The organism is Actinomadura roseirufa (genome assembly GCF_900659635.1).
GTDB classification, from domain to species: Bacteria; Actinomycetota; Actinomycetes; order Streptosporangiales; family Streptosporangiaceae; genus Spirillospora; species Spirillospora roseirufa.
The window spans coordinates 22,342-43,153 of record NZ_CAACVB010000042.1; the positions used below are offsets into that span (position 1 = coordinate 22,342).

The window sequence follows — 20,812 nt, forward strand, 5'->3', positions numbered from 1 at the left end:
CGACTTCGGACAGGCGGCGTCCGCAGTCCCGTCAGACGCCGAAGGCCCCGGCGACCAGACGGTGCCCCAGGCGCCGCGCCAGGTCCGCCACGAACGCGTCCGCGAGCGGCGGCCAGTTCCAGAACCGCAGCCCCAGCTCGGCGAACGCGCACGGCACCGGCCACAGCCACTCGTTGAAGCCCCTCCGCACCGCGCAGCAGGCGCACACGAGGGCGTCCGGGCCGCCCTCCAGCCACTCCTCCACCACCGGCAGGACGGCCTCGAACGGCAGCCAGGCGTCGCAGTTCGAGCAGGTCACGCGGGTGTCACCGGCCACCGGCCCGTAGAAGGCGCTGCGCCCGACGTCCAGTTCCAGCCCGTTCGGCCACACGTCCGGGAACCGGCCGCCGCCGCCCACCACGATCGACCCGCAGGACGGGCCGGGCGCGTACCCGCCGGGCACGTCGCCCAGCACGCAGTCCGTCGGCTCCGCCACGACCACCTCGGCCTCGACCAGCCACGCGAGGATGCCTCGCGCGAGGCCGGGCGCCTCCTCCGGCTGCGCGTCGACGTCCGCGATCCACCGGCTCAGCTCCACGACCGCCACCCCACCGGCGCTCCGCTCCCGCCGTCGAACTCCACCACCCTGAGACAACGGTGCTCCGAGCACACCCGTGCCCTCCACGCCGCCCGCGCCTAACTCCGGCGACTGAACACCCCGAGCGGACGACACTCCGAGCACACGGACGCCCTCCGCCGCATTGGCGCCCCACTCCGGCCACCACCACACCTGCCCCTGGGGAAGCGCCCCCTCGAAAACGCCGGACACACCAACGCCCTCCACCCCACCGACACCCCACTCAGACCGCCACGACCCACCCTGGGGGACGCCCCCAGCAACGCCGGACACCGACGTCCTCCACTCCGCTGCGGCCGCCACCAACCACCCTGAGGGGACGACCCCCCAGACCCCCCGGCAACGCCGGACACACCGACGTCCTCCGCTCCGCTGCGGCCGCCGCTGTGTCATGCAACTCACAGTACGACCCCCCACCCGCGCCGCGGTGCCTGTGTGTGACCAACGCGACATCGGCGGCGCAAGCGGAACCGCGAGATCCGCCTGTCCCGCAATGGCCACGCCCGTGCGCTGGGTGACCATAAGGGAGCACCTACCTGGCCACATGGAGACCTTCCCGTCGGAACCCGGTGTGGGTAGAACGAGAACCGTGACAGTTCACGAGCCTTCCCCACCTCCCCTGACCGCGGTCCTCTGGCCGCGGTGCACCGCCGTCGACGGATGCACGGGACGCGTCGCCGCCGGACTCGGCGGCTGCCCCGCCCATCTGAGTCCCGGGGACTTCGATCGCTTCGTGGGAGGGCTCCAGCCCGGTGCGGACCTGGACCTGCGCGGCGTCACCGTCCCGGCCTGGCTACTGGACGCGCTCCTGGACGCCATGACCGGCCCCGACGGGCGGCCCCACCTCGGCCGGACGCGCTTCGACGGCGCCGTCCTGCCGTCCCACGCCGTCCTGCACGAGGCCTGCGTCGAGGGGGACAGCTCCTTCGACGGCGCGTGCTTCCTCGGCGGCGCCTCGTTCTACAACGCGCGGTTCTTCGGCAACGTGTCGTTCCGGGGTGCCCGCTTCTCCGGGAACGTCTCCTTCCACGCCGCGCGGTTCCACCGGCACACGTCGTTCGAGGAGGCCGTGTTCGCCGGGGACGCGCTGTTCGGCGAGGCGGTCTGGCACGCCGACGCCTCGTTCGGGCACGCCGTGTTCATCGGCGTCGCCTGCTTCGACCGGGCCCGCTTCGGCCGGGACGCCGTGATGCAGGCCGCCTGCTTCGGCGGCGCCGTGTCGTTCAAACGCGTCCTGGTGACCCGGCACGCCCGGTTCGAGCGCACCCGGTTCCGCCACGGCCTGTGGCTCGGCCCGCTCGTCGCCGGAGGGCGCGTGAGCCTGGCCGACGCCAGCGCCCACGGCGGGCTGCGCGTCCACGCGGCGGCCCGGCAGGTCACCGCCCGCGCCGCGGCGGTCCGCGGATCCGCCGAGTTCCGGCTCCGGCACGCCGATCTCGACCTGGAGGGCGCCGCCTTCGCCGGGACGGTCCGCGTCCGGTCGCTGCCGCAGCCGATCCAGGGTGTGCCCGAACCGACTTGGACCGATCCATCGAGGGTGCGGCTCACCTCCCTCCGCGATGTCGCCTCGGCGGGCCTGCACCTGGCCGACGTCGATCTCAGCGGATGCAGCTTCCTCGGCGTCCAGCGGCCCGACCTGCTGCGCATCACCGGCGACTGCCCGTTCCCGACGCTCCCCGCCCGGCGCCGGTGGCGGCCCTGGCGGCGGGACGGCCGGGGCCGCGCCGTCCTCGCCGACGACCTCGCCGGCGCGGACGACGGCGACCGCCTCCGGGTCCTGTACCGGGAGCTCGCGCGGGCCACGGCCGACGGCGACCATCCCGCCCTGTCCCGCGACCTCCGCTACAGCGCCCTGGAGGTGCGCCGCCACACCGAGCCCGACCAGTGGCGCCGCTGGGCCCTGCACCTGCTGTGGCTGACCAGCGGCTACGGACTGCGCGCGGGCCGCCTGATGGCCTGGCTCGCCATGCTCGTCGCGCTCCTGTGCTGCGGCGCCGCGTACCTCCGGCACGCTGACCACCAGACCATCGCCCACCCGCGCACCCACGACCCCGTGCCCGCACCGGGGCGGCGGCCGCTCAAGCCCGGCACCGGGAAGATCGTGCACCCGCACGGGACGTGACCTGCCCGATCCGAACGCCCGGCCGCCTTTTCATCGAACGCGAGTTCGCCGCCCTAGCACCCCGAAAGGATCTGCGCCTCGGTTTTGTCAGAGGTATGGGTAATGATTCTTGGTATGAGCAGAGACACCCATACCGGGGTGCAGTGCCCACGCTGCCAATCGCATCTCGCGCTCGTCCACGTGCCCGCCAACGCCGCCGCCGCGGGGCCGCCGCCGCCCGCCGTCCCCGCCAAGGAGGAATGGACGCCGCCGCCGGTGGCCGAGGTTCTCGCGGTTTACGCCGACCGCGTCAAGGACTCCGCCACCGCAATGCGCGGCGCCGCCCGAGTCAGGGAAAGCCTCAACCGCGCCCGCGCCGCCGCCGCGCAACGCCGGACGGCTCAGAGAACCGCCCGGCAAACCCCCAAAAGCGCCTGATCACATCCCGATCACGGGCCCTCCCCGGCCACCGGACCGTCCGTCCGCCTCACAGGTCACCGCAGCCCGCACCCTCGAACACGGCCGCCCTCTCCATTCCGGCACCCCCGGCTTGACGAGCCCCGGACCTCCGCGTCCGCCCCGCGCCTCAATGCCCCGTGGAGAAAGCAACGCGACCACGGCTCCGGCCACCGCCGGTTCCAGCAACACCATGTCGGCCCCCGCCCCTCGCGACCGCCTCGGCCACCACAAAGCGCACGAGCCAAACTCGGCCCCCCTCTCCTCCCCCAACCTGGCACGGCCCTGCCCCTAACCCGACGCGCACGCCCCTCGGTGATCCCGTAGCCCCAAGCCCAACGAGCTCGGAACACACCAGCCCCGCGACACCCGGCACACCGCACCTGGCGCACCTGCCGCGACCCGTCATCGGACCCGACACCAAGATCAAACGATGAATCCGCCGACGGCCCGTGAGCCCGACTCGAAAAGCTCTTGGCCGCTATGGAGTTGTGAGAGATCGGGGATCGGGCGACCCCGAGATCTGGTCGGGGCGATGGGCCGTCGTTCGGTGTGGCCGGTCGTCGCGCGAACGTGGCACCAGCCCGGGTGAGGCGACGCCGGAAGCGAGCCTCATCCCGGGCTGATCGCGAAGCGATGCCGCGGTCGCGCTGGGAACGGTCGGTGTGACCGTTCCTCGGTCAGCTGACGGAGTCGGTCCAGTTGGTGGTGATGACGGTGTCGGAGGAGATGAGGGATCCGGCGGGGCGGTCGTCGGCGGAGGCGGGCTTGAGCAGGATGTGCTCGTCGGCCAGCGCCTTGCCGGTGGTGCGGTCGATGATGAGGCGGTGCTGGACGAGTCCGCGCGGCGTCTGGGTGTTCAGCGCGACGGCGGAGCCGACGCGGCCCTCGGCGTCCTTGACCTTGGCGATGCCCTCGACCGACTTCAGGTCCGCGAGCAGGCGGAAGGCGGCCGCGCGCACCTTGGAGGTGACCGGAAGGTTGACGGCCACGTTCCCGCCGACGGTGTAGAGCCACGCGTCGGCGGTCGCGGGCGTGCCCGTGGACTCGGTGTCATGGCCCTTGTACCAGCGGAGCAGTTCCTTCTTGAGGCTCGCGGGGTCGGCGGGCAGGTCGCGGAGCTCCTTCAGGCTCACGTTGTGGCCGATCCAGAACGGCTTGCCGCCGGCGACCGGGCTGGAGCTGCTCTGGACCGGGCCAGCGGAGGTGCTGGCGGGGTACGGCTTGTCGGTGCCGCCAGAGCCGCGCACCTTGAGCTTGAAGGTCGTCGGCGCACCGGCGCGCTTCCAGGCGGCCTTGTCGGCGGCGGTGACGGGAGTGGCGCCGAGGTTCTGCACGCGCGACACGGCCTTGCCACCGGGACGGCTCGGCGTCCAGCCCTCGTTCTTCTGGCGGTCCACGACCGAGTAGCCGCCGCCGGGCACCGTGAAGTACTGGTGGCCGATGGTCGTGTTGTGCCAGTACGCGCTGAGCGCGTCGGGCTCCTTCTCGATCTTCTCGGCGGCGGCGACCAGGATCGTGCGGGCGTCGAGCCGCTCGGGCGCGGCACCGGCCTCGGCCTTGTCCTTGGCGTCGCCGCCGCCGGACGGCAGCGCCGTGACGACCAGGGCGGCGGCGGCCGCGGCGCCGACCAGCCCGAGGCCCCACACCGGGCGGACGACCCGCCGCTTCGCCGGCGCGGACCCGCCGGCCATGCTCCAGGTCATCGCGCGGCCCAGTTCGGCCTGCCTGGTCTCCTCCGCGACCGAGAGGGCCGGGTCCAGTTCGTCGGGCCGAGCCTCACGCAGGGTCTTCAGGACGTCGTTCATGACCTCTCCTCAGTGATGATCGCAACCTTCTGACGCGCCGCCGGGCGGGCGGCGGGCGGGGGCGCCGCCTCGATCGCCGGACGAGGCGGCGCCGCGCCCGGTGCAGCCGCACGCGCAGCGCGGCGGCCGAGCAGCCGACGACGCGGGCCGCCTCGCGCGGGCTGAGGCCCTGCCAGGCGACGAGGATGAGGATCTCTCGATCCGCGTCGGGCAGATCCCCCATCGCGCGCAGGACGCCGAGCCGTTCGGCGACGTCCTCGGCGATGTCCCCGGTGGGCTTCGGGGCCCACCGGCGCAGGTCCGCCGCGAGCGAGTCGCGGCGCACCTCGGCGCGGTGGTTGTCGCGCAGGACGTTCCGCGCGACGCCGAGCAGCCACGGCAGAGCCGGGTCGGGGATATCGCCGAGGCGCCGCCACGCCACCGTGAAGGTCTCGCTCACCACCTCGTCCGCGATCTGCCGGCCCGCACGTCCGGCCGCGAAGGCCCATACGTTCTGCCGGTACGAGTCGTAAATCGCGGTGAAGCGCTTCTCATCGGAGGCTTCGTGTGCCACCGGGTGCCCCTCCGTCCCTCCAGGTGTGTTGGACATCAGGAAGTGGCGCGGGACGGGTGATCGTTACAGGCGATCCAAGAAATCGGCGATCGCGGGGGCGATCTCGGGGAGCTTCTCCTCCAGTGCGAAGTGGCCGGTGTCGTAGAGGTGGAGTTCGGCGCCGGGGACGTCGCGCAGGTAGGCGCGGGCGCCGGGCTCGGGGAAGAACATGTCGTCGCGGCCCCAGAGGATGAGGGTGGGCGGGGTGTGCTCGCGCAGCCACGCCTGCCAGGCCGGGTAGCTCTCGACGTTGGAGTGGTAGTCGAAGGCGAGGTCGATCTGGGGGCGGGTGCGTCCGGGCAGGTCGAGGAAGTGCTGGTCGAGCGTCCAGCCGTCGGGGGCGACGAGGGCGGGGTCGCTCGTCCCGCCCTCGTACTGGCCGCGGGTGGAGGGCAGGGTCAGCAGGTCGCGGACGGCCTTCTCGGCTTCGGGGTCGCCGGGCCGCAGGGCGATGAAGTCGCGGGCGCCCGGGGACAGTCCCTCCTCGTAGGCGTTGCCGTTCTGGACGATCAGCCCGGCGATCCACTCGGGGTGCCGCTGGGCGAGCCGGAACCCGACGGGGGCACCGAAGTCGAACATGTACATGACGAAGCGGTCCAGGCCGAGGGCCTCGACGAATCCCTCCATGACGTCGGCGAGGCCCTCGAAGGTGTAGTCGAAGGCGCCGCCGGTGGACGCGGGCGCCGGGACGTCGCTGTGTCCGAAGCCGGGGTAGTCCGGGGCGATCAGCCGGTAGCGGGCGCCGAGCGCGTCGATGAGGCGCCGGTACTGGTGGGACGCGGACGGGAAGCCGTGCAGGAGCAGGAGCACGGGGGCGTCGGCGCTCTCGGGCAGCGATTCGCGGTAGAAGATCCGCAGCCCGGCCACGTCGAGGTGGCGGTGCGCGGTGCGGGCGACCAGGGGGAACGTCATGTCAGTGCCTCCAGACGGTGCTGATGGAGCAGTCATAGCCGGAGCACTTCTAACGTGTCAACTCTCTATGTTCCGTTAGAAAAGCCGGAGAGCGGCCCCACACAGGCTCGGGCCTGGCCTATATTTGCTCGACAGCAAGCAAACGGGGCCGCCACCTGCACGTCCGCCCGGCGAAGGAGCTGAGACCATGACCGCGATCCACAGTCGCGGTGCCGAACGGCTCCTGACGGTCGCGGGGTCCCCGCACCTGCTGCTCGTCGAGGACGATCCCGGCGACGCGTTCCTGTTCGAGGACCTGCTGACCGAGGCTCAGCCCGAGATCCGCATCACCGTCGCGCGGACGATCGCCGAGGCCCTGACCGCCCTGCATCCCGGCATCCAGTGCGTGATCGTCGACCTGTCCCTGCCGGACGCGCAGGGCCTGGACGCGCTCCGCCAGGTGCTGACGGCCGCCCCGGGCACCGCCGTCCTGGTGCTGACCGGGCTCGCCGACGCGCACGTGGGCGTGGCCGCCGTCGCCGCGGGCGCCCAGGACTACCTCGTCAAGCAGGACGTGGACGGCGCGCTGCTCACCCGCGCCATCAGCTACGCGATCGCGCGCAAGCGCGCGGACGAGTCCGAGCGCCAGCTCGTCGAGGCGCGGGCGCTGAGCCGGGAGAACGCGCGGCTGGAACGCGGGCTGCTGCCCGTCCCGATCCTCGCCGACACCGGGGTGCTGCACCGCGCCCGGTACCGGCCCGGCCGCGACCGGGCGCTGCTCGGCGGCGACTTCCACGACACGGTGCAGACCCCCGACGGCGCCGTGCACGGGGTGATCGGCGACGTCAGCGGGCACGGCGCCGACGAGGCGTCCCTCGGGGTGCGGCTGCGCATGGCCTGGCGGACGCTCGTGCTCGCCGGGCACACCGGGCAGCGGCTGCTGGAGACGCTCGACGCGGTGCTGGAGCACGAGCGCTGGAGCGAGGAGATCTTCACCACGGTCTGCATGTTCACGCTCGCCCCGGACCGGCGGAGCGTCCGGCTGCACCGGGCCGGGCACCCCGAACCCCTGCTGTTCGGCCCGGACGGCGTGCGGACCGTCCCGGACGAGCCGCGCGGCCCGGCGCTCGGCCTGTTCCCCGGCGCCCGCTGGCCCGCCGTCGACCTGGAGCTGGGCGAGGAGTGGGCACTGATGCTCTACACCGACGGGCTGATCGAGGGCGGTGTCGGCGACGGCCCCGATCGCCTCGACCTCGCCGGGCTGCTGGCGCTGGCCCGCGCCGCGCACGCCCGCGGCGAGCGCGACGACGCCCTGCTCGACGGCCTGATCGCCGAGGCGGAGCGGCTGAACGGCGACGTCCTGTCCGACGACCTGGCGATCCTGCTGGTCGGCCGGGGCCGGCCGTGACCGCGGACGCGCCGCGCGAGACCGCGCACCCGGACCGCCCGTCCGGCGACGACGCCGGGGAGGCGCTCGCCGAGCTGATCGGGCCGCCCGTCGTGCTGCCCGTGACCGACCTCCCGGCGCCGCGCGGGCTGAGCCGGCTGCGGCTCAGCCAGATCTACCGGATCGGATCCCTCGTCCTCGGGCTGCTCCTGGTGCTGTCGTTCGGGCTGGCGGGGGCCGCGCTGTACGGCAACAACCGGGCCAGGGACACCCTCATCGACCGGGTCGACCCGGCGACGCTGGCGCAGTTCCGCGTGACCGGCGCGCTCGGCGCCCAGGACACCGCGATCCGCGAGTACGCCGAGAGCGGCGACGCCCGCCGCCTCACCGAGTACCGCGCCGCGGCCGCGCAGCAGCGGACGGCAGCGGCGACCATGCGCGACCTCCTGTCCGGCGTCTCCGGCAGCGGGAACGCCATCCGGCTTCTCGGCGAGGTGACCGCCGCGTCGGACCGCTGGCGGGCCGGGTTCGCCGAGCCGATCGCCGCCGCCCCGTACGGGCGGGGGCTCGCCACCGGCCGGGACGCCGACGGGCGCCGCCTGTTCGCCGCCGTCCGCGCCCGGGTCGGGCCGCTGCAGAACGCCCTCGCCGCGCTGCATGGCAAGGTCGCCTCGACGCTGCGCGAGCGCGCGCGGTGGACGATCTGGGCGACGAGCACCGCGCTCACGCTCGTGGTGCTGGCCGCGATCGCCCTGGTCGTGCTGTTCCGCCGCACCGTCCTGAACCCGGTGTCGAGGATGACCGAGCAGGTCAGGGCGGTCTCGCAGGGAGACTTCGCGCACCCGGTGGACGTCCGGGGCCCGGCCGAGATCCACGAGCTGGCCGTGATCGTCGACGCGATGCGCCGCCGCATCCTGGACGAGTGGCGCACCAGCACCGAGGCCCGCGCGCGGCTCGACGAGCAGGCCGCCGAGCTGCGCCGCTCCAACGCCGAGCTGGAGCAGTTCGCCTACGTCGCCAGCCACGACCTGCAGGAGCCGCTGCGCAAGGTCGCGAGCTTCTGCCAGATGATCGAACGCCGGTACGGCGACCAGCTCGACGAGCGCGGGCGCCAGTACATCGAGTTCGCCGTGGACGGCGCCAAGCGCATGCAGGCGCTCATCAACGACCTGCTGGGCTTCTCGCGGGTGGGGCGCGTATCGCGTCCCGAGGAGTCGGTCGAGCTGGGCGAGGTCGCCCGGCGGGCGCTGGACAACCTGTCGGCGCTGGTCGAGGAGACCGGCGCCGAGGTGGAGATCGCCGACCTGCCCGCGGTGCCCGGCGACCGTACCCAGCTCACCCAGCTGTTCCAGAACCTCATCGGCAACGCGATCAAGTTCCGCCGCCCGGACGCGGCGCCGCGCGTCGTGGTCGACGCCCACCGGGACGGCGGCGTCTGGGAGTTCGGCTGCGCCGACAACGGCATCGGCATCGAACCCCGCTACGCCGACCGCATCTTCCTGATCTTCCAGCGGCTGCACCCGCGGGAGGAGTACACCGGGACGGGCATCGGGCTGGCGCTCTGTAAGAAGATCGTCGAGTACCACGGCGGCCGGATCTGGCTCGACACCGCCGACCGGGGCGACGCCCCGGGCACGACCTTCCACTGGACCCTTCCCGCCGGAGCGGCGGATGACGATTGAAGGCCCTGACGATGAACGCAGGCCCCGATGATGAATGAAGGCCCTGATGATGAATGAAGGCCCACAGCCCATCGAGGTGCTCCTGGTCGAGGACGACCCCGGCGACGTGCTGCTGACCAAGGAGGCCTTCGAGCACAACAAGGTCAACAACAACCTGCACGTCGTCCACGACGGCGAGCAGGCGATGGCCTTCCTGCGCCGCGAGGAGGGGTACCCCGGCACCCCGCGCCCGGACCTGATCCTGCTGGACCTCAACCTGCCGCGCAAGGACGGCCGGGAGGTGCTGGAGGAGATCAAGGCCGACGAGAGCCTGCGCCGCATCCCCGTCGTCGTGCTCACCACGTCCGAGGCCGACGAGGACATCCTGCGCAGCTACCACCTGCACGCCAACGCCTACGTGACCAAGCCCGTCGACTTCGACCAGTTCATCTCGGTCGTCCGGAAGATCGATGACTTCTTCGTCTCGGTGGTGAAGCTCCCGAACTGACGCCCGGCCGGGGAGCCCGCGGGGTCGGGCTCAGCCGCCCGGCGGCCCGCCGAACCAGTCGAGGCAGACGATCACCGCGTCGTCCTCCGGCTCGGAGCCCTCGTGGTAGTCGACCAGGTGCCGGATGATCGTGCGGACGGCCTCGGGCGGGTCCTGCAGGCGGGTGTCGCGCAGCGCGTTCAGCAGCGCGGTGGCCCCGTAGGACTGGCCGGACGGGGCGAGCGCCGCGTGCACGCCGTCGCTGACCACGATCAGCCGGTCACCGGGCAGGACGGTGAACTCCTCGACCTCGTAGCCGATGTCGCCGAACATGCCGAGTGGGAGCTGCGGCTCGAACGGGACCCCCTCGGTCACGTTCCCGCGCATCCGGTAGATCTTCGGCGAGCCCGCGTCGATCACCCGGACCCGCCCGGTGGCCAGCTCGAAGTCCAGCAGCAGCGTCGCGACGTGCTCCTCGCCCCGGTACCGGCCGTAGAGCGCCTGGTCGGCGAGGGCCGCCTGCTCGGCGATGTCGCCGCCGGAGCGGCGCGCGTTGCGCAGCGCGCTGACCGCGAGGTGGGTGAGCGCCGCCGCGCGCGTCCCCGACCCCATCCCGTTGCTGACGGTCAGCGTGAGCCGCTCCTCCGACACGGCCCAGTCGAAGTTGTCGCCCCACACCGCGTACGCGGGCTCCAGCTGGCCCGCGAACGCGAACCACTCCGTCCGGCACGAGCGCGGCGGCAGCAGGTCCCACTGCATCTCGGCGGCCAGCGTCAGCCGCGTCCGCCGCCGGATGCGACGGTACCGGTCGGTGCCCTCGTCGGCGATCTTCAGCGCGCGGGCCAGGACGCCGGCGGCGCCCTCCAGCCAGTCCGGCTCCGGCGTCCCGTCCGGCAGCCGGACGGTCAGCACGCCGAGCCGCTCGCCGCGCACGCTCATCGGCAGGTGGACGGTGCCGCCGCCCTCCCGCACGGCGCGCTGCCCGGCGAACGCCCGCCCGGCCGGGGTGTTGTCGATCGGCAGGTCCGCCTCCCCCTTCGCGACCGGGACGAGGTGCGCCTGCCGGTAGTCCACCAGCAGCAGCCGGACCAGCGTCGCGCCCGAGTGCCGCTCGATCGCCTCGGCGGCGACGCCGGGCAGCTCGTCCGGCCAGGCCGCCCACAGCGCGCTCTCCACGGCGCGGAGAGGGCCCTCCACCGGGGGCGCCGGCGGATCCGTCATGACCCCTCCGAGGCGGGTGCGGCGTCCGGCCGGACGATCCAGGGATGCCGTCGAGGACATGGTGTGTAACAGTGGAGGGCATGGTCGCACCGCCGGGTCAGGAAGCCGCGGAATCCGCGGCCGTCCTCGACGACGCGGCGTCCACGCTGGTGGAGGTGTGGTCCCGCCCCCACAACGCCACGGACGTGCCGGTGCCCTCCACGCAGCTGAGGGCGCTGTTCGTGCTGGAGCGCGGGCCCGTCAACGTCAGCAGCCTCGCCGCCGAGCTGGAAGCGCTGGTGTCGTCGGCGAGCCGGCTCTGCGACCGGTTGGAGGCGTCCGGGCTGCTGCTGCGCGACCCCGGCCGGGACCGCCGTGAGGTCACCGTGCGGCTGACGCCGGACGGCCAGGCGCTGCTCGACCGGCTCCGGCTGCGGCGCCGCGAGGAGCTGACCCGCGTGCTGGCGTCGATGCCCGCCCCGGCGCGGGCCGCGCTGCTGTGGGGGCTGGCGGAGTTCCAGGAGGCCGCCGCCGAGCCCGGGGGCGGCTCCTACTCCATGCTCGCCTGAGGGCCCGCGCAGGGCAGCGCGGCGTGCGACACGAGGGACACCACAGGGGGCGGCGCCGGGGGCTCCGCCGGGAGCGCTGCCAGGGGCACCACCAGAGACGCCGCGCGCGGCCTCGCGCGCCGCACCGCGCCCGGGGCCGGATCCGGCCTGCCGCATGATCGTCTCCTCTCGCGGGGCCGTCGCCGCCGCTACAGCGTACGCCTGCCCGGTACCTGGCTTTCACCCTAATTCTACTAATTGCCATGCAAGTCGGAATATAGCGGCCATTATCAGTGGGCCTCTGTTCCATCTCCGGACCTCTTTTTTGCAATTCCCCTACGCGCGCCATCCGCACCACTAACATCCCGGCCCATGGCGACCAGAAATGCCTTCACCGGGCGATGCCCGGCACGGACGGCCGGAGCGCTGGTTCCGGTGGCCGCCGCCCTGCTGCTCGGCGCGTGCGGCGGCTCGTCCCCGGGCCCCTCGCCCGGCCGGGCCGGCGCGGCGGGCCCGCGCGAAGCGGCCGGGGGCCCCGCGGCGACCACGTTCACGACCCTGACGGGCGTCCCCCGGGACACGACGGCGGCCACGACGGACGGCCTGGTGATCCACCCGGCCGCGCCCGTGCCCGTGCTCGACCGGCCCGGCGGGCGGCCCGTCGCGACGCTCCCCGCCGAGCAGCTCGGCGCGCCCACCTGGGTCCCGGTGGTGGAGAGCTCCGGCGACTGGCGGCGCGTCCTGCTGCCGAGCCGCCCCAACGGGTCCAGCGGATGGATCTCCGCGTCCGGCCCGGGGCTGCGTACCGCGCACACGCCCTACACCGTCGGCGTGGACGTCGCCCACAGGCGCGTCACGCTGGTCAAGTCGGGCCGCAAGGTCGGCGACTGGGCGGCCGCCGTCGGCGACCCGAAGACGCCGACTCCGCCGGGCCGGACGTTCGTCATGGCCACGCTCGCGCCCGCCAAGCGGACTCCCAGCCCCATCGTCCTGCCGCTCGGCACGCACTCGGCGACCCTGGACACCTTCGGCGGCGGCCCGGGGACGGTCGCCCTGCACGGCTGGCCCGACGCCTCGGTGTTCGGCAAGGCCGTCACCCACGGCTGCGTCCGGGTGCCCGAGGCGGCACTGCGGCAGCTCTCGAAGGTTCCGCTCGGAACCCTCGTGCTCATCACCGCCTGACCGGCGCATCCCGCGCCGGCGGGCCCTTCCACGAACACCTCCACGACGAACGGAGAACGACCCCCCATGCGCACCGTCCTCAGACGCCTGACCACCACCGGGCTGCTGGCCACCGGCCTGCTCGCGCCCGCCGCGTCCGCCCTCGCCGTCCCCGCCCTCACCGGGACCGCCATCGCCGACACGGGCGGGAGCTCGGCCTACGGGCTCACCGCGACCGGGCCCGTCAACCTCCCGCCCGTGCCCGCCGTGTCGTCCGGCTCGGGCACGACGCGCAAGACCCTGCTGAAGGAGGAGACCACCCGGCTGGTCACCGCGTCCGTGCTGGACGTGCGGGCCGTGCCCGGCCGCGCCAGTTCGAGCGTCGCGCGGCTGGCCGTCCCGACGGCGGGGCTGACGGCCGACGCGGTGTCGGCCACCTGCGACGGCGGCCGCGGCTCGGCGCACCTGGCCAACGCCGTCCTCGCCGGGCGGCGGCTGTCGGCCGCGCCGCCGCCCAACACGACCCTGCCCGTCGACATCTCCGGCGTGGGACGGGCCGCGCTGATCATCAACAAGCAGCAGCGGACGCCCGACGGGCGGCTCTCGGTGACCGCCCTGGAGCTCACGCTGCCGATCGGCGGCACGGCGATCCGCGTCGCGTCCGCCACCTGCGGACACGCTCCCGTGAAGAAGCCGGTGAAGAAGCCCGTGAAGAAGCCGGCCGCGAAGCCCCGCAAGCCCGTCAAGACCCCCGCCGAGGCGCCGGTGCCCGTCCCGGTCAAGCACGACCTGCCGGTCACCGGCTGACCCGCGCACGCCGAAGGCCGTGAGGCCGGCCGGCTGAGCCCGCGCTGAGGGCCGGCACCGAGGCCCGCACTGACGGCCCGGGGAGACGTCCCCGGGCCGTCAGTGCGCGGGCCGTAGTGCCTGATCGAGCGTGTCGTGCAGGGCGAACACCCTCGTGAGCTGGGTCATGTGGAAGACGCCGCGCACCGCCGCCGTGCCGCCCGCGAACACCAGTGACCCGTTCGCGGTGCCCAGCCGGCGGAACACGCCGACCATCACCCCGAGCCCGGTGGAGTCCAGGAAGGTGACGCCACCGAGATCGATCACCAGATGCCGGGCGCCGTCGTCGACGAGGCCGACCAGGAACTCGCGGAGCCGCGGGCTGCTGTCGACGTCGATGTCGCCCGCGGCGGCCACGATCGTCCGGTCGCCGTAACGGCGCTGGTGCACACTGAAGTCCACGGTCACTCCCGAGCCTCAGAGCATTTCCCGGAGGCTACCGGAATGACGCCCGCCGACCGAAGCACCCCGGTCGGCGGGCCCGGAATTCAGCTCGCCAATGATTTCTCGAAATGCACGATCGCCCCGTTACTGGTCGCGCGCTCGGCGAAGTGCACGTCCTCGGTGAACGCCCGGATCAGCTGCAGCCCGCGGCCGTGTTCGGCCATCGCCGGGGCCTGCCCGCCGTCCCAGCTCATCGGCCCGCCCGCGCCGCCGTCGATGACCTCCACGACGCACCGCAGCCCGTCCATCCGGGCGCGCACCTCGTACTCCATGGCGGCCGCGTGCTGGATGACGTTCGCGCACGCCTCGCCCAGGGCGAGGGCGATGTCGGCACGGACGTCGGAGGTGACCCCCATGCCGCGCAGTGAAGCGTCGAGCGTGTGCCGCACCAGCGGCGCGCTCTCGGCGTTCCTCGGCAAGGTCATTTCGAGAATGACCTCCATGCCAGCCCTCCGTTCCTCGCTAGCAGCCTGATTTCCCGCTGGCGCCCACCGGAAACTCCGGTCACCGGCCGGTCACCCTAAAAATCAGGACAAACCAGACAGTTCATCGGCGACGGCGGCCACCGCCGCCGCCCCGTCCCGGGCCAGGTCGATGAGCGCGAAGCGGGCCAGGCCGTGCTGCAGCACGGTCTCCGCCGCGTCCAGCGCCGCCTTCGCCGTGATCATGCAGTCGCGGGCCCGTTCCATCTCGCCCAGCCCGACGCAGTCGAACGCGACCTGCGCGTCGTGCACGGCCATCCGCACCTGCCGGACGACCTCGTCGATCCCCGTGCCCGTCCCCACGGCGCCCCCCGTCCCCCGACGAACTCCGACCAGTGGACGACGCCGCGGTCCCGCTCGGCAAGCCGCCGCACGGGGTGCCCCTGATCAAGTCCGAAAACCGCCCCTGACCTGGCCCGACAGACTGCCCGCCAGACTGCCTGACAGACGGCCCGCCAGACGGCCGCCAGGCGATCTACCAGGCGGCCTCCTCCGGGTCCTGGCCGAGGACGGAACGGCCGCCGTCCACCGGGACGACCGCGCCGTTGACGAAGCCCGCCGCGTCCGAGAGCAGGAACGCGACCGTCCCGGCGACCTCCTCGGGAAGCCCGACCCGGCCGGTGGGATGCAGGCGGCGCATCTCCGCCTCGATCCGCGCGGCGTCCGCGGGCGTCCGCCGGTCGAGGAAGTCCGCGTAGCGCTCGGTGCCGATCGAGCCGAGCGCCACGGCGTTGACGCGGATCCCGCGCGGGCCGTAGTCGACGGCGAGGGCGCGGGTGAGGCCCTCGGTGGCGGCCTTCGCGGTCGCGTAGGGCAGCGAGCCGCGGACGGGACGGTGCGCCTGGTGGGACGAGACGTTCACGATCGCCCCGCCCGATCCGGCGGCCAGGAAGCGGCGGACGGCGGTCAGGCCGCCGACGACCGCCGGGCGCAGGTTCAGCGCGACCTGGTCCAGGACCTCCCCGGCGGACGGCGCCTCCAGCGACGCGGCGTGGAACAGGGCGGCGTTGTTGACCCAGCCGGTGAGGGCGCCCGCCTCCTCGGCGAGGTCGGCGGCGCGCTCGGTGACGGTCTCGTCGGCGGCGTCCCCGGTCACCGGGAGCACCCGCGGACCGGCCGGATGATCACGGGTCCAGGCGAGGGCGTCCGGGTCCAGCTCGATGACCGCCACGCTCGCGCCGTCCGCGAGCAGCCGCTCGACGAGCGCGCGCCCGATGCCCCGGCCGCCTCCCGTGACGACGTACGAACGCCCCATGTCCGCCCCTTTCACCCGAGATCACGTTCACCCCTATCATCCGGGCGGGCCGTCTTCGAGCGCACGGCGTTCTCCTGAGCGGCTTTCTCCCGGGCGGCGTTCTCCCGGGCGGCGTTCTCGTAGGCGGTGCGCGCGATGGACCGGCACATCCCCCCGAAGATCACCTCGTGGAAGGGGCGGAACGCCCACCAGTAGGCGTGCCCGGCCAGGCCGCGCGGGTGGAAGAGGGCGCGCTGGGTGACGGCGGTCCGGCCGTCCACCTCGCCGATGCCGAGCTCCAGCCACGCCAGCCCCGGCAGGCGCATCTCCGCGCGCAGCCGCAGCAGCCGTCCCGGCTCGATCTCCTCGACGCGCCAGAAGTCGACGGTCTCACCGACCCGCAGCCGGTGCGGGTCGCGGCGGCCGCGGCGCAGGCCGACGCCGCCGACCAGCCGGTCCAGGACGCCCCTGACCCGCCAGGCGATCGGGAAGGAGTACCAGCCCCGGTCGCCGCCGATGCCCTCGATGACGTCCCACAGCGGACCCGGCGCCGCGTCCGCGGGGCACGACCGCTCGTCGACGTAGAGGCTGCCGCCCGCCCAGTCCGGGTCGGTGGGCAGGGGGTCGCTGGGGGCGCCGCGGACCGCGGCCGACGACCAGCGCGTGGCGACGTCCGCCTCGCGGATGCGGCGCAGCGCCAGCTCCACCGAGCGCTCGAAGCCGGTCGGCCCGCCGGGCGGCGGCGCGACGTGGCCGGCGATGTCGTTCTCGGCGGCCACCACCTCATTGCGCAGCGACTCCACCAGCGGCCGGGCCAGCCCGCCGGGGACCGGGGTGATCCCGCCGACCCACAGGCTCGACAGCCGCGGGCTCAGCACCGGCACCGGGACGATCACGCGCGGCCGCAGCCCGGCGACGGCGGCGTAGCGGCGCATCATGTCCTCGTAGGTCAGGACGTCCGGACCGGCGATGTCGAAGGCCCGGCTCACCTCGGCGGGCAGCTCGGCGCACGCGGTCAGGTAGTGCAGGACGTCGCGGATCGCGATCGGCTGGATCCGGGTGTGCACCCACCGGGGCGTCACCATGACCGGCAGCCGCTCGGTGAGGTAGCGGAGCATCTCGAACGACGCCGACCCGGACCCGATGATCACCGCGGCGCGCAGCCAGGCCGTGGGCACCCCGCCGGCCAGCAGGATCTCGCCGACCTCGGCGCGGGAGCGCAGATGCGGCGAGAGCTGCTGGTCGGGGACCATCCCGCCCAGGTAGACCAGGCGGCCGACCCCGGCCTCGCGCGCCGATCCGGCGAACGTGCGGGCGGCCTCCCGGTCGGTGTCCGCGAAGCCTCCACCGCCGCCGATCGCGTGGATCAGGTAGTACGCGACGTCGACGCCCTCCAGGGCGCGGAGCGTCGCGTCCGGGTCGGTGGCGTCCGCCTCGGCGATCTCGACCCGTCCCGCCCAGGGATGGTCGCGCAGCCGCTGCGCCGAGCGGGCCATGCACCGCACCCGGTACCCGGCGTCCAGCAGTTTCGGTACCAGCCGCCCCCCGATGTAGCCGCTGGCGCCGGTCACCAGGCACAGCCGTCCGGTCACGGGTCCCCGCCCTTCCTCAGCCCCTCGGAGGGGCGGATGTACCCCGCCCCGGCGTGCGCAAGCGCCGCGTATTCCGGGCTCACGCGGGCATGGAGCCCGGCGGAGGTGTCCACGTGACCGAGGTGATCGTCGTCGGCGGCGGCCTGGCGGGGCTGGCGTGCGCCGTGCGCCTGCACGAGGCCGGCGTGCCGGTGCGGGTGCTGGAGGCGTCGGACGGGGTGGGCGGCCGGATGCGCACCGACGTCGTCGACGGTTTCCGCCTCGACCGCGGCTTCCAGGTCTTCAACACCGCCTATCCCGCGGCCGCGCGGCTGCTGGACGTCGCGGCGCTGGACCTGCGGCCGTTCTCGTCCGGCCTGCTGGTCTTCCGGGACGGGCGGCGCGACCGGGTGATGCTCCCCTGGCGGCATCCGGCGCAGGCGCTGAGCGGCGCCCTCGCCGACGTCGGGCCGGTGACCGACAAGGCCGCGCTCGCCGCGCTGACGGCGCGCGACATCGCCGTCCCCGCCTCCAAGATCATGGACGGCGCCGAGCGCACGACGGCGGAGGAGCTGCGGCACTGGCGCATCTCGGACACGATGGTGGACCGGCTGCTGCGCCCCTTCCTGGCCGGTGTCCTGCTGGAGCGGGAGCTGGAGACCTCCAGCCGGTTCTTCCACCTGATCTGGCGGACGTTCGCGCGCGGCACGATCGGCGTCCCGGCCCTCGGCATGGGACGCATCCCCGCGCAGCTCGCGGACCGGCTGCCCGCCGGGGCCGTGTCCCTGGGCACCCCCGTGCGCGCGGTCACCGGGGAGGGGGTGGAGACCGCGGCGGGCGAGGCGATCCCGGCCCGCGCCGTGGTCGTCGCCACCGATCCCGCGACCGCCGCGACGCTCGTCCCCGAGGTGGAGGCGCCGCCGATGCGCGCCGTCACGACCTTCTACCACGCCGCCCCGAGGTCGCCGCTGGACGAGCCCGTGCAGGTCGTCGACGCCGAGGGCGTGATCACCGACACGCTCGTCCTCACCGACGCGGCGCCGGAGTACTCCGCGGACGGGCGGGCGCTCATCGCGACGTCCGTGCTGGGCGTCCACGGCACGGCCGACGAGCCCCGGGTCCGCGAGCGGCTCGCACAGATCTACGGTGACACCGCGTCCTGGCGGCACGTCGCCACCTACCCGATCGAGGCGGCGCTTCCGGCCATGCCGCCGCCGCTGCGCTTCCGCGGCCCGGTGCGGCTCGGCCCCGGCCGGTACGTGTGCGGTGATCACCGCGATACCGGCTCCATCCAGGGAGCCCTGGTCTCCGGCGGCCGCGCGGCGCGCGCCGTCCGGGCCGACCTGTCCTGACCTGGCGTTCTCCCGGCCGAGTACGGGCCCCGGCGCGGGGTAGGGGCGGCGCATGGGGAAGACGCATGGAAAAGGGGACGACGAGCCCGAGGTGGGGGACGAGGTCACCTGGAGCAGCCACGGGTCGACGGCCGAGGGCAAGGTCGAGAAGAAGATCACCGACCGGCGGGAGGAGGCGGGCCGCACCGTCGCGGCGTCGCCCGAGGAGCCGCAGTACGCCGTCCGCAGCGACAAGAGCGGCGGGAAGGCCGTGCACAAGGGGTCGGCGCTGCGCCGCCGCGGGCGCCGGAAGTCGTCGTGACCGCGGCGGAACTCGGCACGCGCGCGGCTCAATCGAGGTCGATGATCGGGGACGGGTAGCCCGGCGGGGCGGCGCGCATCGTCCAGGGGCGGTGGACGCCGGGGGCCGGAACGTCCGCGAGCTCGGGCACGTGGGCGCGCACGTAGGCGCCGTCCGGATCGAAGCGGGCCGCCTGCCGCAGCGGGTTCAGTACCCGGTTGGGCCGCGTGTCGTTGCCCGTCCCGGCGACCCACTGCCAGTTGCCCGCGTTGTCGGCGACGTCGCCGTCGGCCAGCCAGCGGTCGAAGTGGCGCAGGCCCTCCCGCCAGTCGACGCCGAGGTTCCGCGTCAGGAACGACGCCGTGATCATCCGGGCGCGGTTGTGCATGAAGCCCTCGGCGCGGAGCTGGCGCATGCCCGCGTCCACGATCGGGACGCCGGTCATGCCCTCGCGCCAGGCGGCCAGGGCGTCCTCCTGGCCGTCCCACCGCGTGCCGCGCGGGCGGTAGTCGCGTCTCGGCAGGTCGGGGAACGCGGCGGCGACCTGGTGGTGGAAGTCGCGCCAGGCGAGCTGGCGCCGGAACGCCTCCGGCGCGACGCCGGCCAGCTCCAGCGGTGAGACACAGCCGAACTTCAGGTGGGCGCTGAGCCGGGACGTGCGCGCCGCGGCGAGATCGTCGTGGACGTCGTCGTACACCTCCGCGTCCTCCTTCAGCCACGCCTCCATGCGCTCGCGGCCCGCCGTCTCACCGCCCCGCGCGAGACGGGGCGACGGCGTCCCGGAGGTCAGGTCCGCCAGGCGCGGCAGCCGTCCCGGCCGCAGGCCCGGCGGGAGGCGGACCTCCCGCGGCGTCTCGGCGGCCGGCCTGTGCCGGATCTCGCTCCATTTGTGCCAGTACGGCGTGAAGACGCGGTAATGGTCGCCGCCCGCCGGTGTGACGGCGCCCGGGGGGACGACCGTGACGCCGGGATGCGCGGTCACCTCCAGGTCCAGCTCCCGGAGCGCGCCGAGGCGCCTCTCGGCGAACGCCGAGCGCTCCTCCGCCAGGTGCAGCGACCGCGCGCCGGTCCGCCGGGCCAGCCGGGCGACCTCGTCCACGGTGCCGCCGCGCCGCACCACCAGGTCGCCGCCGAGACCGCGCAGCGACTCGCGCAGGTCGGCGAGGCCGTCGAGCAGGAACCGGACCCGGTTGGCCGGGGCGTCCCGCAGGATCGTCTCGTCCAGGACGAAGAGCGGCACGACCCGCTCCGCCCGGCACGCGGCCGCCAGCGCGGGGTTGTCGCGAACCCGCAGGTCGCGCGTGAACAGAAGGATCGAGGTGTCCATCACCCGTCCTTCGGCGCGGGGACCCCCGCCGGATGCAACCGGCGCGAACCGTCCCGGCGAAGACCTGGTGGATCGTACGCTTTGCGACGAAGGGGAGGTCAGCGTGCGGGAGGCAGGGGACGTCGCGGCCGGGCTGAGCGTGGGCGCGGTGGCGCAGCGGCTCGGCGTGGCCGCCTCCACCCTGCGCACCTGGGACCGCCGGTACGGCATCGGCCCGAGCCGCCGCAGCACCGGTACGCACCGGCGCTACACCCCCGAGGACGTCGCCCGCCTGGAGATCATGCAGCGGATGATCCTCGCGGGCGCCCCGCCGGGCGAGGCCGCCCGGGTGGCGCTCGGCGGCCCGCCGGGGGAGGCCGCGCCGCCGG

Annotated in this window: 22 protein-coding genes; 11 read left to right on the forward strand and 11 right to left on the reverse strand. The window is 74.1% G+C overall.

The genetic code is table 11. The features are described from left to right. Positions 1–31: 31 nt before the first annotated feature. Positions 32–577, reverse strand: coding sequence for a hypothetical protein (locus tag E1291_RS12230; protein ID WP_131737882.1), 546 nt, complete (start codon positions 575–577; stop codon positions 32–34). Between the two features lie 772 nt (positions 578–1,349). On the opposite strand from E1291_RS12230, the gene E1291_RS12235 reads away from it, so the two are divergent. Continuing rightward, on the forward strand, positions 1,350–2,738 hold the full coding sequence (locus tag E1291_RS12235) for a pentapeptide repeat-containing protein (protein ID WP_165495083.1): 1,389 nt from the start codon (positions 1,350–1,352) through the stop codon (positions 2,736–2,738). 114 nt (positions 2,739–2,852) lie between these two features. Then, positions 2,853–3,155, forward strand: a complete 303-nt coding sequence (locus E1291_RS12240; RefSeq protein ID WP_165495084.1) for a hypothetical protein — start codon at positions 2,853–2,855, stop codon at positions 3,153–3,155. Positions 3,156–3,853: 698 nt separating this feature from the next. Here E1291_RS12240 and E1291_RS12245 read toward each other — a convergent pair. From E1291_RS12245 to E1291_RS12255, 3 genes are all read right to left on the reverse strand, one after another. Beyond that, positions 3,854–4,981: a CU044_5270 family protein gene (locus E1291_RS12245; protein WP_131737884.1), complete on the reverse strand. Its 1,128-nt coding sequence runs from the start codon at positions 4,979–4,981 to the stop codon at positions 3,854–3,856. Further along, complete coding sequence (locus E1291_RS12250; RefSeq protein WP_242614105.1) at positions 4,953–5,534, reverse strand: RNA polymerase sigma factor; 582 nt, start codon at positions 5,532–5,534, stop codon at positions 4,953–4,955. Before E1291_RS12250 ends, E1291_RS12245 begins: the two co-directional genes overlap by 29 nt. Before the next feature lie 63 nt (positions 5,535–5,597). Then, complete coding sequence (locus E1291_RS12255; protein ID WP_131737886.1) at positions 5,598–6,485, reverse strand: alpha/beta fold hydrolase; 888 nt, start codon at positions 6,483–6,485, stop codon at positions 5,598–5,600. Between the two features lie 187 nt (positions 6,486–6,672). On the opposite strand from E1291_RS12255, the gene E1291_RS12260 reads away from it, so the two are divergent. From E1291_RS12260 to E1291_RS12270, 3 genes are read left to right on the forward strand one after another with little or no spacing between them, the layout of a single operon-like run. Then, complete coding sequence (locus tag E1291_RS12260) at positions 6,673–7,872, forward strand: PP2C family protein-serine/threonine phosphatase (protein WP_131737887.1); 1,200 nt, start codon at positions 6,673–6,675, stop codon at positions 7,870–7,872. After that, positions 7,869–9,533, forward strand: a complete 1,665-nt coding sequence (locus E1291_RS12265; protein ID WP_131737888.1) for a sensor histidine kinase — start codon at positions 7,869–7,871, stop codon at positions 9,531–9,533. Before E1291_RS12260 ends, E1291_RS12265 begins: the two co-directional genes overlap by 4 nt. Positions 9,534–9,582: 49 nt before the next feature. Beyond that, on the forward strand, positions 9,583–10,020 hold the full coding sequence (locus E1291_RS12270) for a response regulator (protein ID WP_131737904.1): 438 nt from the start codon (positions 9,583–9,585) through the stop codon (positions 10,018–10,020). A 30-nt stretch (positions 10,021–10,050) separates the two neighbouring features. On the opposite strand, the gene E1291_RS12275 is transcribed toward E1291_RS12270, so the two are convergent. After that, positions 10,051–11,220 carry a PP2C family protein-serine/threonine phosphatase gene (locus E1291_RS12275; protein ID WP_131737889.1) on the reverse strand — a complete coding sequence of 390 codons (1,170 nt, stop codon included), beginning with the start codon at positions 11,218–11,220 and terminating at the stop codon, positions 10,051–10,053. 80 nt (positions 11,221–11,300) lie between these two features. Between E1291_RS12275 and E1291_RS12280 the strand changes: the two genes are divergently transcribed. The 3 genes from E1291_RS12280 to E1291_RS12290 all read left to right on the forward strand — a co-directional run bounded on the left by E1291_RS12280 (position 11,301) and on the right by E1291_RS12290 (position 13,715). After that, complete coding sequence (locus E1291_RS12280) at positions 11,301–11,768, forward strand: MarR family winged helix-turn-helix transcriptional regulator (protein ID WP_131737890.1); 468 nt, start codon at positions 11,301–11,303, stop codon at positions 11,766–11,768. A gap of 351 nt (positions 11,769–12,119) precedes the next feature. Next, the gene (locus tag E1291_RS12285; protein ID WP_131737891.1) at positions 12,120–12,929 is read left to right on the forward strand and encodes a L,D-transpeptidase; all 810 of its coding nucleotides are present in this window, start codon (positions 12,120–12,122) and stop codon (positions 12,927–12,929) included. 66 nt (positions 12,930–12,995) lie between these two features. After that, entirely contained in the window at positions 12,996–13,715 is a 720-nt protein-coding gene (locus E1291_RS12290) for a choice-of-anchor P family protein (RefSeq protein ID WP_131737892.1), read from the forward strand. A gap of 99 nt (positions 13,716–13,814) precedes the next feature. Here E1291_RS12290 and E1291_RS12295 read toward each other — a convergent pair whose 3' ends face one another. The 5 genes from E1291_RS12295 to E1291_RS12315 form a co-directional block, all read right to left on the reverse strand. Next, positions 13,815–14,156, reverse strand: a complete 342-nt coding sequence (locus E1291_RS12295; RefSeq protein WP_131737893.1) for an STAS domain-containing protein — start codon at positions 14,154–14,156, stop codon at positions 13,815–13,817. 86 nt (positions 14,157–14,242) lie between these two features. Continuing rightward, positions 14,243–14,623, reverse strand: coding sequence for an ATP-binding protein (locus E1291_RS12300; RefSeq protein WP_242614106.1), 381 nt, complete (start codon positions 14,621–14,623; stop codon positions 14,243–14,245). Positions 14,624–14,725: 102 nt separating this feature from the next. After that, on the reverse strand, positions 14,726–14,983 hold the full coding sequence (locus E1291_RS12305) for a hypothetical protein (RefSeq protein WP_242614107.1): 258 nt from the start codon (positions 14,981–14,983) through the stop codon (positions 14,726–14,728). A gap of 172 nt (positions 14,984–15,155) precedes the next feature. Beyond that, positions 15,156–15,935 carry an SDR family NAD(P)-dependent oxidoreductase gene (locus E1291_RS12310; RefSeq protein ID WP_131737895.1) on the reverse strand — a complete coding sequence of 260 codons (780 nt, stop codon included), beginning with the start codon at positions 15,933–15,935 and terminating at the stop codon, positions 15,156–15,158. Positions 15,936–15,946: 11 nt separating this feature from the next. Continuing rightward, positions 15,947–17,506, reverse strand: a complete 1,560-nt coding sequence (locus E1291_RS12315; RefSeq protein WP_131737896.1) for an SDR family oxidoreductase — start codon at positions 17,504–17,506, stop codon at positions 15,947–15,949. 113 nt (positions 17,507–17,619) lie between these two features. Between E1291_RS12315 and E1291_RS12320 the strand changes: the two genes are divergently transcribed. Further along, complete coding sequence (locus E1291_RS12320; protein WP_242614108.1) at positions 17,620–18,837, forward strand: NAD(P)/FAD-dependent oxidoreductase; 1,218 nt, start codon at positions 17,620–17,622, stop codon at positions 18,835–18,837. Between the two features lie 52 nt (positions 18,838–18,889). Further along, the gene (locus tag E1291_RS12325; RefSeq protein ID WP_131737898.1) at positions 18,890–19,138 is read left to right on the forward strand and encodes a hypervirulence associated TUDOR domain-containing protein; all 249 of its coding nucleotides are present in this window, start codon (positions 18,890–18,892) and stop codon (positions 19,136–19,138) included. A 28-nt stretch (positions 19,139–19,166) separates the two neighbouring features. Here E1291_RS12325 and E1291_RS12330 read toward each other — a convergent pair whose 3' ends face one another. Beyond that, on the reverse strand, positions 19,167–20,444 hold the full coding sequence (locus E1291_RS12330) for a cryptochrome/photolyase family protein (RefSeq protein WP_131737899.1): 1,278 nt from the start codon (positions 20,442–20,444) through the stop codon (positions 19,167–19,169). Positions 20,445–20,547: 103 nt separating this feature from the next. Here E1291_RS12330 and E1291_RS12335 point away from each other — a divergent pair. Next, positions 20,548–20,812 (forward strand): MerR family transcriptional regulator (locus tag E1291_RS12335; RefSeq protein ID WP_242614109.1); only part of this gene is annotated, 265 nt, incomplete at its 3' end.